Genomic DNA, 15996 nt, shown 5'->3' on the forward strand with positions numbered 1-15996 from the left:
GTGATGGACGAGCTGTACGAGCTCGGCGCTCGCGCCATTCTGGTCAGCTCGATCCACGCCGCTCGCATCTAGGGCCGGAGCTACTGATGGGAGCGACAATGACCGTGGCCACTCGGGTGATCCCGTGTCTCGACGTGTCCGGCGGGCGCGTCGTCAAGGGCGTGAACTTCCTCGGACTCCGCGATGCGGGAGATCCGGTCGAGCTCGCGCGTCGGTACTACGAGCAGGGCGCCGACGAGGTGACGTTCCTCGATGTGACGGCGACGGTCGAAGACCGCGCGACGATGTACGAGACGGTCACGGCGACCGCCGAACAGGTCTTCATCCCGCTCACGGTCGGTGGCGGCGTCCGCACCTCGGACGATGTCGCCCGGCTGCTCGCGAGCGGAGCCGACAAGGTGGGCGTGAACAGCGCAGCGATCGCCCGGCCTGAGCTCGTGGGAGAGATCGCCGACCGTTTTGGCGCTCAGGTGCTGGTGCTCTCGCTCGACGTCAAGCGCAGTCCGCGCACGGCAAGTGGCTTCGTCGTGACGACCCACGGCGGTCGTACCGAGACCGACATCGATGCGCTGGCCTGGGCCCGCGAAACGATCGAGCGAGGCGCGGGGGAGTTGCTCGTCAACTCGATCGACGCCGACGGTACCAAGCGGGGCTTCGATCTCGAGCTGGTGTCGCTCATCCGCGAGTTGAGCACCGTTCCGGTGATCGCCAGTGGGGGAGCCGGTGCGGTCGGCGACTTCGCCCCGGCCGTCTTCGCGGGTGCCGACGCTGTGCTGGCGGCATCCGTCTTCCACAGCGGAGAGCTCACGGTTGGCGACGTGAAAGACGCCTTGCGGGCGGAAGGGATTGCGGTGCGATGAGCGACGACGTGCTGAGCCGGGTCAAGTTCGACGGTCACGGGCTGTTGCCGGCGATCATCCAGGAGGAGTCGACCAAGCAGGTGCTCATGCTCGGCTACATGAATGCCGAGGCGCTGCGCCGCACGCTGACCGAGGGCCGGGTGACCTTCTGGTCGCGCAGTCGGCAGGAGTACTGGCGCAAAGGCGACACGAGTGGCAACGTGCAGCACGTGCGGGGCGCTGCCCTCGACTGCGACGGAGACACCCTGCTGGTGACCGTGCACCAGGTCGGTCCCGCCTGTCACACCGGAGCCCACGCCTGCTTCGACGTCGACCCCCTGACCCCTTCGTGGGTTGAGTAGCGCCGCCCCTCAGGGCGACGCGTATCGAAACCGCGTGGAAGCGAACGCGGAATTGCGTTCTAATGCGTTCGGCAATCAGGGGTTGCAATTCGTAGTTATGTGCGATAGAGTGAGTTTGCTCGTGCCGAGCATCTCGTTCTGAATGACGAACTACGAACTGGGGAGATCGGCGTGAGCCTGCCTGCCGTGCCTGAGATTGAGGTCATCGACCTCTCCGGGTTGGCGCGTGCGTCGCATCTGGAGTTGATGGAGGGGATGCGGCACTGGGCGGGGCATCTGCGGCACGCCGATTCGGTGGTTGCCGCGTTCGCGGGTGAGATCGACCGGCGGTCGTCTCGAGATGCCGGGTATGAGGGTTTGGCTGCGAGTACGGGGGCGCGTGGGCCGGAAGGGCTTGTGTCGCAGCTGACGGGAAAGTCGGCGCGGGATGCCCGCGACCTGGTCACCGTGGGTCGGCTGATGGATGCCCCTCCGGTGTGGTTGACGGATGTCGCCGCCGGCGTGACTTCGGGGGAGGTGTCGGTGGGTGCCGCGGCCGCGATCGTCACCGGGCTCGGCGAACCCACACCGTCGCTGGGTGCCGATGATCTGCTCGACGCCGCTCAGACCCTCGTCGCGGAAGCCGGCACCCTGACACCGGAGAAGGTCGCCCGCCTCGCACGAGAAATGCGCGACCAGCTGGATGCCGCGGGCATCGCCGACCGGGAACAGGCGCTGCACGAGATGCGTACTCTGCGAATCTCTCAGCGACGCGATGGCATGACCCAGATGTTCGTGCTGTTCGACCCGGAGGCTGCGGCGCTCATCGTCGACGCGCTCGACTGCGTCACCGCGCCCCGCCGCAACGGACCCCGCTTCGTCGATGACCTCGAACGGGCCCGGGCTGAGGCGATCCAGAAGGATCCCCGCAGCACCGAACAACTCGCCCACGACGCGCTCGTGGAGATGGTGCGCATCGCCGCCGCCGCCGACCCCGGCCGGATGTTCGGGGTGCGTAAACCCGCCGTACGCGTCCACGTAGACACCCGCGACCTGAAACAACGTGAAGGAGCCGGCCACCTCGAAGGGCAAACCGTCGCCATATCCATCGCCACCGTCGAACGGCTCGCCTGCACCGACGGCTACGTTCCCATCGTCTTCCACCCCGACGGCGCCCTCGACGTCGGACACACCCAACGACTCTTCACCCCCCGCCAACGCATCGCCCTCGCCGCCATCTGGGGAGGCTGCGCCCACCCCGACTGCGACCGACCCCCCTCATGGTGCGAAGCCCACCACGCCACCGAATGGGAACACGGCGGACCAACCGACATAGCCAACGGTGTCCTCCTCTGCCGCTTCCACCACATGCTCACCCACAACACCGGCTGGACAATCCGACCACCCGACCGACCGGGCGGAAAGTGGCTCATGCACCCACCACCAAGAAGACCCGGCATCCACAAACCCATCGAACTCGTCAGCAAGAGCCCCCTCCGACGAAAGCACTGAGTCGGGCGCTCGAGGGAGAGCTCCGCCCCTTCCCCGAACTACTTCTTCTCAGATACGTCGATACGGGCGATGCCTTTGTCGAGGTCGAGGAGCGGGTCGCCCGGTGCGGGGGCGGGCGCCGGAAGCTCGGTTTGGCGCTCCTGCTCCTGCAGCGCCTCCTGGCGGCTCGGAGCGAACAGGCCGTCGATCGGGCCCATGATGTTGCCCGCCGAACGCATCCCATCCTTCCCCTTCGTCGAGAAGTCCATGAAGCCTAAGATCTGCCCGACGACGCACACGACGACGATCGCCACCGGCACGACGACCCACCAGATCCAGTCCACCGGCACAGGATACGCGGGCAGCGCTGAAAGTTGTCGAGCGCTGGTGGGCGGCCAGCTCCCGGTCAGCGCTGCGGAACGATGAGCGGCCTGCCGTCGATGTCGACCACCCGCACGGCGAGCCCATAGACGGCCGAGATCGCGTCAGCCGTCAACACCGACGCCGGAGCACCCACGTCGACCAAGCGCCCGCCCGACAGTAGCGCCACCCGGTCGGCGACCGCTCCGGCGAGCGACAAGTCGTGCACCACGACGACCACGGCACGCCCGGCGAGCGCGAGGTCGCGGGCGATGCGCAGCACATCCTCTTGGTGCCGCAGGTCGAGCGCGGCGGTCGGCTCGTCGAGGAAGACGATCGGGGTGTCCTGCGCGAGCACTCGCGCGAGCGACACGCGCGCACGCTCGCCTCCCGACAGTTCGGTGAACCGTCGGCCCGCGAGGTGCGTGACATCGGCCCGGGATGCGGCCGAGGAGATCGCTGCCGAGTCGTGGGCGATCTCGTCGGTGCGGGTCCACGGCGCCCGACCCATGGTGATGACGTCAATCACGCGGAACGGGAAGCTCAGCGAGTTGTCTTGCGTGAGCACCGACCGTCGGCGGGCAAGCTCGAGATGCGACAACGAGCGGATGTCGCGGTCGTCGATCGTCACGGTGCCTTCCGCGGGGGCCCGTTCGCCGCTCAGCACCGACAGCAGCGTCGACTTACCGGCGCCGTTCGGCCCGACGAGGGCAAGCACCTCGCCACGAATGACGTCGAGCGAGATCTCGTCGAGCACCGTTCGACCATCGAGGGCGACCGTCACACCCTCGGCGCGGATCGCCGGGCCGCTCACGCCCAACCCCCCGACCGGCGACGCTGCCGCCAGAGGAGGAAGAAGAAGAACGGTCCGCCGACGAGGGAGGTCAGCATCCCGATGGGGAGTCCCGCCCCGGGAACGATGGTGCGCGCGAGCAAGTCGGCGGCGAGGATCAGCACCGCTCCGCCGAACGCGGACGCGACGACGAGGCCCCGATGGCGCGGGCCGAGCAGCATGCGCATGATGTGCGGCACAACGAGGCCGACGAACGCGATGATTCCGACGAACGCGACCGCGACGCCGGTGAGCAGGGCGACCAGAACGATTGAGACGATGCGCAGCCGTTCTACGTCGAGACCGAGGTGCCGCGCGCTGCGTTCACCGAGCGCGAGCAGATCGTAGCGACGAGCCAACAGGATGGCGGCGATCACCCCGACCACCGAAACGACCGCGACGACCGCGACTTCGCTCCACAGCGAACCATTGAGCTCGCCGAGCTGCCAGAAGATGATCTGCTCGCGGCTGCCCGTGTCGGCGACGAAGAGCACGAAGGCGAGCCCAGCCCCCGCGAAAGCATTGACGGCAATTCCGGTGAGCAGCAGCGTCACGACCTCGGTGCGGCCGTTCGCCCGCGAGACCAGATAGACGAGCAGGGTCGCCACCAGCCCGCCCACGAACGCGAACACCGCGATCGCGTAGTCGCCGAGCACGGCGACGCCCAGCACGATCGCCGTCGCCGCGCCGAGCGCGGCCCCCGACGAGACGCCAACGACCCCGGGTTCGGCGAGCGGGTTGCCGAAGATCGCCTGCATAACGGCCCCCGCCGTCGCCAGCGCCGCCCCCACCAGGATCGCCATCATGATGCGCGGGAACCGGATGATCCAAAGTGTCGACTCGGTGATCGGATCGCCAGGCGCCCAGCCATTCGGGACTCCGGCCGCGCGCAGCAGCGACCCGACCACTTCCGCCGGCGTCACCGGGAACTGCCCGAGCAACGCCGACGCCAGGATGCCGCCCAGGAGCAGGGCGCCGAGCGAGGCGCCGACGATCACGCGCTTCATGGGACCCGATACAGCCACGCATCGGTGCCGAACTTCGTCTCGACCAGTTCGGCCGCGGATGCCAGCTCTGCGTCGGTGAGCGACCCCTCGGTGAGCCCGTGAAGGTCGCGGAACGTTTCGATCATCCGCTCGATGATCTGCTCACGCGACATCCCGGTCTGGCTGCGTAACGGGTCGACTCGCTTGTTCGCCGACTTCGTGCCCTTGTCGCTGAGCTTCTCGCGGCCGATGCGCAACACCTCGCTCATGCGGTTGCCGTCCATGTCGTAGGCCATCGTCACGTGGTGCAGCACCCCGCCGTTGCCGAGCCGCTTCTGCGCGGCACCGCCGATCTTGCCGCTGGGGGAGGCGATGTCGTTGAGCGGCACGTAGCTGGCGTCGATGCCGAGGCTCCGCAGCGCCAACACCGCCCACTCGTCGAAGAAGGCGTAGGAGTCGGCGAACGACATGCCCTGCACGAGGTCGATCGGTGCATAGATCGAGTAGGTGATGATGGCGCCGGCATCCATGAACATCGCGCCACCACCGGAGATACGTCGCACGACCCGGAAGCCGTACTTCGCCGCGTTCTCGGGGTCGACCTCGTTCTTCACCGACTGGAAGGAGCCGATCACGACCGCGGGCTGGTCCCACTCCCAGATGCGCAGGGTCGGGTTGCGGCGACCGTCGCCGACCTCCTCGGCGAGCACCTGATCGAGCGCGAGGTGCATGAGCGGATCGAGTGGTCCGGGATGCACCAGCTCCCACGCATAGTCGCTCCACTGGGTGGCGCGCTTGAGAGCGCGGCGCACCGCAGTGGCGACGGAGTCGGCCGAAAACCCGAGCAGCGAGGCGCCCTCGGGAAGCGCAGCAGTTACCGCCGCGGCGATGTCCGTGGCACCGCTCGTGACCGGGAGACCGGTGAGCGCTGCGTCGATCGCCGGCAAGGCGTCGTCGGGCTCGAGGAAGAAGTCGCCCGACACCCGCACATCGGCGAGGCGACCATCGGCAACAGCGAGGTCGACAACGACGAGCTTGCCGCCGGGCACCTTGAACTCGCCGTGCATGTGGTCCTCCTGCTCGCGCGTCGGGTCGGAAGCGCGAGCGAAGGCCAGCCTAACTTCTGGCGGCTACGGCCAGCTTGGTGTCGAGCCAGGCGACGAGGTCGGCGTAGACCTCTTCGCGGTTGATCTCGTTGAACATCTCGTGCCGACCTTCGTCGTAGATCTTCAGCTCGACATCCGAGAGTCCCCCACGACCCCGATAGGCCTTCGCGAGCAGTTCGACACTCTTCGGTCCGCCGAGGGGGTCTTCGCTGCCGATCAGAATGAGCAGCGGCAGGTCGCGGTTGAGCTTCACCGGGCGGCCGAGGAGTCGCATCCCATCGACAACCCCGAACAGTTTCGCGGCCTTCGCGTCGAACGTGAGGGGGTCGGTGGCGAAGCGTGTCCAGACGTCGGGGTCGCGGCTCAACCATTCGGTGCCGGTGCCTCCCGGCAGGCGGTGACGCTTCGCCAGGTCACCGCCGTTCATGTGCCGCAGCGTGCGATATGGGGTAGCCGAGAGCACCGCGGCCGTATAGAGCGAGGCGTCGTCGTTGAGCATCATCTGCGCGAAGATCGAGCCCAGGCTGTGACCCAGCAGCACGAGCGGAAGTTTCGCGTGTTCGGCGTGCGCGATGCCGGAGAGCTGTCGGATGCCGGCGATCGTCGCGCGCACCCCGCCCGGGCCGAGCCGCCCGAGCTTGGTCAGGTCGTGAGCCCACTGTTCGAGACCGGTCTGCCCGTGCCCGCGCAGGTCGCCGGCGTAGACCGTGTACCCCGCCGCGACGAGGGCTTGGGCCGGCTCTTCGTACCGCGTCGAGTACTCGCCGAGCCCGTGCACGATCTGCACGACCGCTTTCGGGTTGGCCGCGCGCCAGACGTAGTAGTGGATGGTGACGCCTTCGGCGTCCTCGAACGTGTAGTCCCCACGTGCCGCCGTGAATCTGGGCATCGCCGCCTCCTCGCTGCTACATCGTAGAACGACGCCGCTATGACTCGCGCGTGATCTCGACGGTCACGAACAGCCGGCTGCCATAGGGCCCGGCGTAGACGCCGCGGAGAGGCGCGACATCCCCGTAGTCCCGGCCGCGGCCGACGGTCACGTGCCGGTCGCCGATGTCGATGAGGTTGGTCGGGTCGTAGCCCTTCCACGCCCCGCAGAACCACTCGACCCAGGCGTGCGACTCGCCCGCGACGGTCACGCCGATCGCGGCATCCGGCTGCGGGTGCAGGTAACCGCTCACGTAACGGGCGGGGATGCCGACCGCGCGCAGCGCGCCGAGGGCGAGGTGGGTGATGTCTTGGCAGACGCCCTTCCGGTGCTCCCACGCCTCCGCTGCCGTCGTGTAGACGCTCGTGGCCCCCGACACGTACTCGATGTGATTGCCGATCGCCTGACAGATCTCGAGCGCGGCGTCGCACGGCGACTCGGCCGTCGCGACGATGTCACGAGCAAGCGCGACGACCTCGGCCGGCGGACGCGTGCGGTTGGTCTGGCCGAGCTGTTCGACGTACTCGGTCGCCGTTTCGATCTCGTCGGCGAGGGACGTCCACTCGAGACCGTGCTCCGGATGATCGCGATCGCGCACCTCCACGAGACTGGTCGCGGTGAGCGAGAGCTCGGAGTGCGGCGTCAAGATCTCGAACGACGACACCCGGGTGCCCCAATAGTCGACGTAGGAGTGGTGGCTCGAGATCGGCAGAATCTCGAGGTTCGAGTAGAGAACGAGCTGCCCGTCGGCGCTCACCGGCAGCATGCGCGCCTCGTTGTACGACGCCGTCACCTCGCCGTCGTAGTGGAAGCCGGTCTCGTGCCGGATCCGCAGCCGTTTCACGTGTTTTCCCCGACCCACGCGGCGACGTCGTTTGTCGGGAAGTAGCGCTGGCGGATCGCCTCGCTCACCGATGTCGTCGTCTTCTGTACGGCATCCATGTGGGTCGGCAGGTCGGCGATGAGGTCGACGACGGGCCGGTATTCAAGTTCGCTGCGGATCTGGCCGAGCAGGCGCTGCGCGTGGTCGCTTACGCCGAACCGGTCGGCGCGGGGTTCGATCTCACGCAACTGCTGTTCGGCGCGCGTCACCGAGTAGAGGATGCTGCGCGGGAACAGCCGGTCGAGCAACAGGAATTCTGCGGCCTTCTGCGCGCTCGGCACGCCGCGGTAGGTCCGCAGATACGCCTCGTACGCCCCGACGCTGCGCAGGATCGTCGTCCACGACGGCCCCGACGCCTCGGTGAGGCTGCGGGTCGCCAGCAGACGCGCGGTCATGTCGGCGCGCTCGAGGCTGCGGCCGAGGGTGAAGAACCGGTACGCCTCGTCGCGGTTGGTTGCCGACTCGACGATGCCCACGGCGAGCGCCGCCCGTTCGCGCACCCAGGTGAAGAACTCGTGCACCTTGTCGCTGGCGACCTTGCGCGGCATCCGGGCTCGGGTGGTGTTGAGCACCTCCCACAGCTCGGTGTTGACGACCTCACGTGCGCGGCGAGCGTTTTCGCGGGCGGCGTTCAACGAGTAGGCGATGGATGCCGGCTGGTTGCGGTCGACCGCAAGGATCGTCAGCACGTCGCTGCGCGAGATGTCGGCTTCGGCATCCACTTCGGTGCCCATCACCGACAGCAGTGAGCGGCAGGCGAGGTTCTCTTCGACCCAGGGGTCTTCGAGCAACAGCTGCAGGTGCACGTCGAGGATGCGCGCGGTGCCGTCGCTGCGCTCGATGTACCGGCCGATCCAGAAGAGGCTCTCGGCGATGCGGCTCAGCATCCGCGCGCTCTTTCCGCTTGGCTCCAGCCGTGCGTGGTTGGACCCGATTCGACGGGGGTCCGAGCGCGCTTGGATGGATCTAAGCGCGCGAGAAGTTGCTGCTGCTGCTGCTGCTGGTCTCGGCGCGGGGCGTCGGCCGGGTGGTGGCCGGGCAGGTTCGTCTCGGTGGTGATGACGGGAATGGATGTCGTCGTCACGGCGGCCTGATCGGCGACGAGTCCCGAGATGTCGTGTTCGAGGGTGCGCAGCGGGTCAAGCCCGACCACCCAGGTGTCTTTCGAGCCGCCGCCCTGCGACGAGTTGACGACGAGTTGCCCTTCCGGCAGCGCCACCCGGGTAAGACCGCCGGGCAGCACCCAGACGTCGGTGCCGTCGTTGACCGCGAACGGTCGCAGGTCGGCGTGCCGGGGCCGCAACCCGTCCTCGACGAGAGTCGGGATGGTCGAGAGCTGCACGACCGGCTGCGCGATCCAGCCACGCGGGTCGGCGCGCAGTTGCACGCGCAGCTCGTCGAGCTCGTGCTTCGTCGCGTCCGGACCGACGACGAGGCCCTTGCCGCCCGAACCGGCCACGGGCTTGACGACGAGCTCGTCGAGGCGGTCGAGCACCTCCTCGAGCGAACCCGGATCTTCGAGCCGCCAGGTGTCGACGTTCGGAATGATCGGGTCTTCACCGAGGTAGTAGCGCATCAGGTCGGGCATGTAGGTGTAGATGAGTTTGTCGTCGGCGACGCCGTTGCCGATCGCGTTCGCGATGGTCACGTTGCCGAGCCGTGCGGCGAGCATGAGCCCGGGCGAGCCGAGCATCGAGTCCGCCCGGAACTGCAGTGGGTCGAGAAACTCGTCATCGACCCGGCGGTAGATCACGTCGACGCGCGTCGGACCGGCGGTGGTGCGCATCCACACCCGTCCACCCGAGCAGAACAGGTCGCGCCCCTCGACGAGTTCCACGCCCATCAGTCGCGCGAGGAGGGTGTGTTCGAAGTACGCGGAGTTGTAGACGCCCGGGGTGAGGACGACGACGACCGGGTCTTCGACCCCTTCGGGCGCTGCGGCGCGCAGCGCTCCGAGCAACCGGTGCGGGTAGTCGCCGACCGGGCGTACCCGCATCGACATGAACAGTTCGGGCAGGGTCTGCGCCATTACCCGGCGGTTCGAGATGACGTACGAGACCCCGGACGGCACCCGCACGTTGTCTTCGAGCACCCGCCAGTCGCCGAGTTCGTCGCGGATGAGGTCGATGCCCGACACCTGGATGCGCACGTTGTTGGCCGACACGATGCCCGCGGCTTCGCGGTGGAAGTGTTCGCTCGACGAGATCAGCCTCGCCGGGATGACGCCGTCTTTGACGGCACGCTGCTCGCCATAGACGTCGGCAAGGAACCGTTCGAGCGCGATCACTCGCTGCTTGACCCCCGCCTCGACCGTGACCCATTCGGCCTGCGGGATCACCCGCGGCACCGCGTCGAGCGGGAACGGTCGCTCCTCGCCGGCGAAGTCGAAGGTGACACCCTGCGCGAGATACGACGAGGCGAGCGCCTCGGTGCGTCCGCGCAGCTCGGGCTGAGTCATCCGCGAGAGGGCCGTGTGGATGTCGCGGTACGCGTCGCGGGCGTTGTCCGGCCCGGCGGCGGCGATGTCGGAGAACATCTCGTCCCACGGCGGAGCACCGCGCCGCCGGGTGGCGGCAGCGCCGTAGCCGTCGAACAGGTCCGCCATGCTGCGAGCCTAGGGCCGGGATGTTGCGGCGGTGTTTCGATGGGAGACGGGGGGCGAGCACTCACTCAGTGGTCGAGGCCGCACCACGACTTCCGGCTGGAAGACGATGTTCCGCCCGGAGACGCCCGACGGTGGCGTCATTCATCGGAACCGGCGTAGTCGAACCAGTCCACCGACACCTCACCCTCAAGAGCGACAACACCGATGACCCGTCCGGCGAACGACTCGGTGGTCTCCGACGAGAGATACCGGCCGTCGAGGGTCGCGAGCACCGTCCGCTCGCCACCGGCGACCACCGCGAGCTCGACGACATCGGAGGTCCTCGCCTCGAAGGGATCGCCCTCCGGGCGTCGGCTCGCGATCTCGAGTTCGACCCGATCGCCGTCGATTGCCTGCTCCGCACGACTCTCGAAATCAGGAATTCGTCCCCGCGCGACCACGCGACCACCGCCCGCGACGACCGAGTAGTGGAACCGTTCGTCGTAGCGCAGTGCGAGCCCCCCGATGCCGCGGGAGACGTCGATCGCAATCCGGATGCGCGCCGTCTGATGCTGCTGTCGACGTCCGAGAAAGGCCGGGGCCAGGTCGTCGAGCGTCGCGCCGTCAGCACGCACGACGAGGGAGCCGCCCCCGGCCGAGGCGATCGCCGACGGGAAGCGTCGTACCGCCATCCACTCCGGCCCCAGATCGGCGTCGAACTCTTCGCGCCAGGCGACGCCGCCCGGCCGGGGTGCCAGCGGCACCGGCTCGAACGCCGGCCACCCGTCGTCACCCCAGGTCACCCGGGAGACGAACGTCTCCCGGCCGAGCGCCGAGAACGCGCGCGTCATGCTCCGTGGGCGAACCCCGAGCAGCACGAGCAGCCACTCGTTGTTCGGCCCGAGGACCAGATCGCCGTGGCCGGTGTTCTGTACGGGGCGATTCGTGCCGCGCGCCGTGAGCAGCGGGTTTCCGGGTGCGGTCTCGAACGGACCCTCCGGCGTTGTCGCCCGGGCGACGCTCACGCTGTGCCCGCGCTCGGTGCCGCCCTCCGCGATCACCAGGTACCACCACTCCCCGATGCGATAGAGGTGCGGAGCCTCGGGGAACTGCCCGCCGCCGCCCGACCAGATGCTCCGCGGCTCCTCAAGCGCGCGACCGGCCGAGAGGTCGACTCGAGCCTGGAGCAGACCGCGATGCTGCATGAATGTCGGCAGCACCGGGTTCACGCCCAGGCCGGAGAACGTCAGGTATGCGGTGCCGTCTTCGTCCCACGCGAGGTCGGGATCGATGCCGTCGATCCCGTGGAGCACCGTGCCGGCGCTCCACGGGCCCGCCGGGTCACTCGCGGAGAAGTGGAGCGTGCCGCGACCGAAGGCGTCGGTGACGACGAGGTGGAACACCCCGTCGCGATGTCGAAGCGTCGGCGCCCACGCTCCCCCCGCGGTGGGCACCCGCTCAACGTCGAGCTGCCCGAGACGGGTCACGACGTTGCCGATCTGGGTCCAGGTCACGAAGTCACGCGAGTGAAAGATCGGGATGCCGGGGAGGTACTCGAAGGTCGAGGTCGCCAGGTAGAAGTCGTCGCCCACGCGCAGGACGCTCGGGTCCGGGTGGAACCCGGAGAGGAGGGGATTCGGCAGGCTCATGCGACGACCTCAGCCGGGACCTCGATCTGCACGGCGAGAGGCAGCGTCGTCACGTCCGATCCGACGCGCAGCCGGAAGGAACCCGGCTCCACCGCCCAGCCGTCGTCGCTCCAATGCGCGAACCGCCGGCGGGGCACAGTGACCTCTACGGCGAGCTGTTCGCCGGCCGCAGCACGAACGACGGCGAAACCGACCAGCCAGCGCTCCGGCCGCTCGATCGCACTGTCGGCGCGGTCGGCGTAGACCTGAACGACGTGCTTCCCCGACCGATCACCCGTGTTCGCGAGCTCGACGTGCACGGTGACCGATCCGTCGTCGCCCGCCGTCGCTTCGATGCTGCGCCAGTCCCAGGTCGTGTAGCCGAGGCCGAATCCGAAGGGAAACGCGGGCCGGGTTCCGGCGCGCAGCCAGGCGCGATAGCCGATGTGGATGCCCTCGGAATACTCGAGCGCGCCGTTCACCGGGGTGACGTCGAGCACGGGGACATCGGCGAGGTCGGCCGGCCATGACGTCGGCAGCCGACCGCCTGGCTCGGCGTCGCCGAACACCACGTCGGCGATGGCCGTGCCGAACTCCTGCCCGCCGAAGAAGCCCACCAGGACGGCGGCCACCTCGTCACGCCATGGCAAGAGCACAGGAGAACCGGCATTGACCACGACGACCGTGTGCGGGTTCGCTGCGGCGACCGCCCGCACCAAGTCGTCCTGGCGGCCGGGCAGGTCGAGGTCGGACCGGTCATAGCCTTCGGACTCGACGCGCGAGTTGGTGCCGACGACGACGAGGGCGACATCGGCCGACGCCGCCACCTCAACTGCGCGGGCGATTAGCGCATCCGGGTCGACGTCGGGCGGCGTCATCCCGACCGTCAGGGAGAGAGCGCCGTCGAGGCCGGTGCCGGTCGGCAGCAGGTCGAACTCGGCGCGGAGCTCACGACGAACGCCGCGGCGCGCCGAGAGCGGGGCTGTGATCGACGGTGGCGAGAGGAACGCGGCCCCGAGGTCGGTGCCCTCGATCACCGGGGTGCCCTCGACGAGAAGTTCCCCATCGACGAAGACGCGTCCAGGGTTCGAGGTCGCGAACCCCAGGCGCAGCTCCTCATCCGCTTCCGGGGTATAGAAGGTGTGCAGCACGACCTTGCGAGATTCCGCGATCGGGGCATCTCCGCCGAACCAGACCAGTGCCGTCGACCGACGGTGTTCGCGGAACAGCTCGCGACCGTCGGAGTCGTGGAAGCTCACGACGACGCCGTGCTCGCCGGTCACCGGGTTGGTGAGCTGCTCGAGGGGCAACTCGGCGACGCCTTCTTGCACGACCGCGCCGGTCTCGAAGACCACCTCGGCGCCGGGCAGTGCGGCACGGATGCCGTCGAGCGGCGACCGAACGTGCTCCGGTATGACGGTAGCGCTCCCGCCACCCTGGGTGCGAGCGACGCGCGCGTTGTGACCGATGACCGCGATGCGACGAATGGCATCCCGGTGCCACGGGAGCTCGCCGTCGTTGCGCACCATGACGGTGCCCGCGATCGCCGCCTCCTCGGCGAAAGCCTGTCCGTCGAATGCGGCTGCGATGCGGGCTGGGGCGGAACCCTCCAACGCGCCGACCCGATCGGCGAGCCGCAGTAGCCGCAGCACCTTGCGGTCGATCGCCGCCTCTGCGACCCGGCCGTCCCGCACTGCGGCGATCAGCGCGTCGCTCCAGGCCGGGGCCGGGCCGGGCATCGCCAGATCTTGTGCCGCCGTCGCGGAGGCGACGCTGCGCACCGCGGTCCAGTCGCTGACGACCACGCCGTCGAAGCCCCACTCGCTCTCGAGCGGGTCGGCGAGCAGCGGGTTCTCGGTCATCGTGGGGCCGTTCACCGAGTTGTAGGCACTCATGATCGCCCATGCGCCCGCATCGACCGTCCGCTCGAACGGCAGCAGGTACAGCTCCCGCAGCGTGCGCTCATCGACGCGAACGTCGACGGTGAAGCGGTCGGTCTCCGAGTCGTTCGCGACGTAGTGCTTCGGCGTCGCGGCGATGCCCAACGCCTGCATCCCGCGGACGTACGCCTCCGCCAGTGCGGCAGTGAGCTCGGGGTCTTCGCTGAACGCCTCGAAGTGTCGACCGCCGAGCGGCGACCGCTGCAGGTTGATGGTCGGACCGAGCACGACATCCACGCCCTTCCGCAGCGCCTCAGACGCGGCGACGGCGCCATACCGGGAGGCCAGCTCGGGGTCCCACGATGCGGCGAGCGCCGTCGCCGACGGCAGGTTCAGCGACGGCTGCCGCTCGTCCCACACCGGACCGCGAACCCCCGACGGTCCGTCCGACAGCACCATCGCGCGTAAGCCGATCTGCGGCAGCGGGGTCGTCGTCCAGAAGTCCTCTCCCGAGACGAGGCGGACCTTGTCCTCGAGGGAAAGCTGGGCGAGCAGGTCGATCAGTCGATCGTCCGAGGTGCTCATGGGGTCCTTCCGGTTGTGCCGCTGATGAACGTGCGGTACCAGTAGGCGCTGTCCTTCGGGATGCGCCGCTGGGTCGCGAAGTCGACATAGACGATGCCGAAGCGTTGCGAGAAGCCCCACGACCACTCGAAGTTGTCGAGGAACGACCAAGCGAAGTACCCGCTCACGGGTACGCCGTGGTCGATCGCCTCGCCGACGGCGGCCGTGTAGCCCTCGAGGTACGCAATGCGCTCGGGGTCGTGAACGGCATCGTCAGGTGTCGGGTAGTCGGTGAAGGTGGCGCCGTTCTCGGTGACGTAGAGCGGCAAGGGGGTGAAGTCGCGATGGATGCGCACGAGGACATCCCGGAGCGCCGACGGCGTATCCGACCAATCGAAATTCGTTGGCGTGGGATCGACCTGGATCATCCGAAAGCCGCCGAATCCCTCTGGGTCGGCGGCGATCAGGGTGTTCGTGTAATGGTTCACCCCGGCGAAGTCGGTCGGGGCGCCGATCAGCGCCAGGTCTCCGGGGCGCACCAGTCCATCGATCGTCTCGCCGGCGGTGAGGCCGAGGTGGCCGAATACCTCGGCGACATCCTCGCCGTAGCGGCCGCGGTAGACCGGTTCGAGGAAGGTGCGATTGAACCGGATGTCGGCGATCCGGGTGGCGGCCGCGTCCTCGGGGGAGCCGGTCGCCGGGTTCAAATGGCTGATCAGGTTGGTGATCCCAACCTTCGCCGTCGGCAACCGCTCGCGGAAGGCCGTGAGCGCGAGGCCGTGGGCGAGCAACAAGTGGTGAGCGGCGCGCACCGCCTCGCCCTCGTCGGTGTGACCGGGTGCCTGCATCCCCCAGTGGTAGGAGAGGAACGACGCGCAGATCGGCTCGTTGATCGTTATCCAGTGTTCGGCGAGGTCTCCGAGCTGATCGGCGACGAGGGCCGAGTACTCGCCGAAGCGCTCGGCGGTACTGCGCGCCGGCCAGCCGCCGAGTTCGTGCAGTGCCTGGGGCAGATCCCAGTGGTACAGCGTCACGTAGGGCGTGATGCCGCGGGCGTGGCAGCCTTCGAGCAGAGCGCGGTAGAACGCGACCCCCTCCGGGTTGAGTGGGCCGGAGCCGGTCGGTTGCAGCCGAGCCCAGGAGAGCGAGAGCCGGTAGGCGGGGATGCCGAGCTCGGCCATCAAGTCGAGGTCCGCCTCCCAGCGGTGATAGTGATCGCAGGCCACGTCGCCGTTCTCGCCGTGGAAGACCGCGCCCGGCTGCCGCACGAAGGTGTCCCAGATGCTGGGTCCACGACCGCCCTCGGCGACCGCTCCTTCGATCTGGTACGCCGCGGTCGCGACGCCCCACGCGAATCCCGGGGGGTAGGTCATGCGGCACCCGACTGCTGGTCGGTGTCGGCCTGAATCTGCAGCAATCGCTGCCGGTCGGCCCGCCGCTGTTCCTGACGGTCTGGGTCGGGCACCGGTGCCGCCAGGAACAGCCGCTGGGTATAGGGATGCTCGGGTCGCGCCGTCACCTGGTCGCCGTCTCCGGTTTCCACGATCTCGCCGTGGTACATCACCGCCACGCGG

At 68.6% G+C, this 15996-nt stretch carries 14 protein-coding genes and 1 pseudogene; 3 read left to right on the top strand and 12 right to left on the bottom strand.

The window, feature by feature from the left end:
* The first annotated feature begins 98 nt into the window (after nt 1-98).
* The 3 genes from hisF to RMO30_RS02550 all read left to right on the top strand — a co-directional run bounded on the left by hisF (nt 99) and on the right by RMO30_RS02550 (nt 2692).
* Entirely contained in the window at nt 99-860 is a 762-nt protein-coding gene (gene hisF, locus RMO30_RS02540; protein WP_309709095.1) for an imidazole glycerol phosphate synthase subunit HisF, read from the top strand.
* Entirely contained in the window at nt 857-1201 is a 345-nt protein-coding gene (gene hisI, locus RMO30_RS02545; RefSeq protein WP_309709097.1) for a phosphoribosyl-AMP cyclohydrolase, read from the top strand. The genes hisF and hisI overlap by 4 nt, the downstream gene beginning before the upstream one ends.
* A 186-nt stretch (nt 1202-1387) precedes the next feature.
* Nucleotides 1388-2692, top strand: a complete 1305-nt coding sequence (locus RMO30_RS02550; protein WP_309709099.1) for a DUF222 domain-containing protein — start codon at nt 1388-1390, stop codon at nt 2690-2692.
* A gap of 38 nt (nt 2693-2730) precedes the next feature.
* Here the strand turns inward: RMO30_RS02550 and RMO30_RS02555 are convergent, their stop codons facing one another.
* The 12 genes and pseudogenes from RMO30_RS02555 to RMO30_RS02610 all read right to left on the bottom strand — a co-directional run.
* Complete coding sequence (locus tag RMO30_RS02555) at nt 2731-3015, bottom strand: hypothetical protein (protein WP_309709101.1); 285 nt, start codon at nt 3013-3015, stop codon at nt 2731-2733.
* Nucleotides 3016-3077: 62 nt separating this feature from the next.
* The gene (locus RMO30_RS02560; RefSeq protein WP_309709104.1) at nt 3078-3845 is read right to left on the bottom strand and encodes a heme ABC transporter ATP-binding protein; all 768 of its coding nucleotides are present in this window, start codon (nt 3843-3845) and stop codon (nt 3078-3080) included.
* On the bottom strand, nt 3842-4870 hold the full coding sequence (locus tag RMO30_RS02565; RefSeq protein ID WP_309709107.1) for an iron ABC transporter permease: 1029 nt from the start codon (nt 4868-4870) through the stop codon (nt 3842-3844). The genes RMO30_RS02560 and RMO30_RS02565 overlap by 4 nt, the downstream gene beginning before the upstream one ends.
* Complete coding sequence (locus RMO30_RS02570) at nt 4867-5916, bottom strand: biotin/lipoate A/B protein ligase family protein (protein WP_309709108.1); 1050 nt, start codon at nt 5914-5916, stop codon at nt 4867-4869. The genes RMO30_RS02565 and RMO30_RS02570 overlap by 4 nt, the downstream gene beginning before the upstream one ends.
* 49 nt (nt 5917-5965) lie before the next feature.
* Nucleotides 5966-6844: an alpha/beta hydrolase gene (locus RMO30_RS02575; protein ID WP_309709109.1), complete on the bottom strand. Its 879-nt coding sequence runs from the start codon at nt 6842-6844 to the stop codon at nt 5966-5968.
* A gap of 37 nt (nt 6845-6881) precedes the next feature.
* Nucleotides 6882-7727 carry a transglutaminase family protein gene (locus tag RMO30_RS02580; protein WP_309709112.1) on the bottom strand — a complete coding sequence of 282 codons (846 nt, stop codon included), beginning with the start codon at nt 7725-7727 and terminating at the stop codon, nt 6882-6884.
* Complete coding sequence (locus RMO30_RS02585) at nt 7724-8653, bottom strand: alpha-E domain-containing protein (RefSeq protein WP_309709114.1); 930 nt, start codon at nt 8651-8653, stop codon at nt 7724-7726. Before RMO30_RS02585 ends, RMO30_RS02580 begins: the two co-directional genes overlap by 4 nt.
* Nucleotides 8647-10371, bottom strand: a complete 1725-nt coding sequence (locus tag RMO30_RS02590) for a circularly permuted type 2 ATP-grasp protein (protein ID WP_309709116.1) — start codon at nt 10369-10371, stop codon at nt 8647-8649. Before RMO30_RS02590 ends, RMO30_RS02585 begins: the two co-directional genes overlap by 7 nt.
* A gap of 137 nt (nt 10372-10508) precedes the next feature.
* Complete coding sequence (locus tag RMO30_RS02595) at nt 10509-11999, bottom strand: family 43 glycosylhydrolase (RefSeq protein WP_309709119.1); 1491 nt, start codon at nt 11997-11999, stop codon at nt 10509-10511.
* Complete coding sequence (locus RMO30_RS02600; protein WP_309709121.1) at nt 11996-14443, bottom strand: glycoside hydrolase family 3 C-terminal domain-containing protein; 2448 nt, start codon at nt 14441-14443, stop codon at nt 11996-11998. Before RMO30_RS02600 ends, RMO30_RS02595 begins: the two co-directional genes overlap by 4 nt.
* Nucleotides 14440-15795, bottom strand: coding sequence for a GH1 family beta-glucosidase (locus tag RMO30_RS02605; RefSeq protein WP_309709124.1), 1356 nt, complete (start codon nt 15793-15795; stop codon nt 14440-14442). Before RMO30_RS02605 ends, RMO30_RS02600 begins: the two co-directional genes overlap by 4 nt.
* Nucleotides 15792-15996 (bottom strand): annotated as a pseudogene (locus tag RMO30_RS02610) (peptide ABC transporter ATP-binding protein); the annotation flags it as partial. The gene RMO30_RS02605 and the pseudogene RMO30_RS02610, both read right to left, overlap by 4 nt.

It is taken from the genome of Pseudolysinimonas sp., assembly GCF_031389465.1.
Lineage (GTDB): Bacteria > Actinomycetota > Actinomycetes > Actinomycetales > Microbacteriaceae > Pseudolysinimonas_A.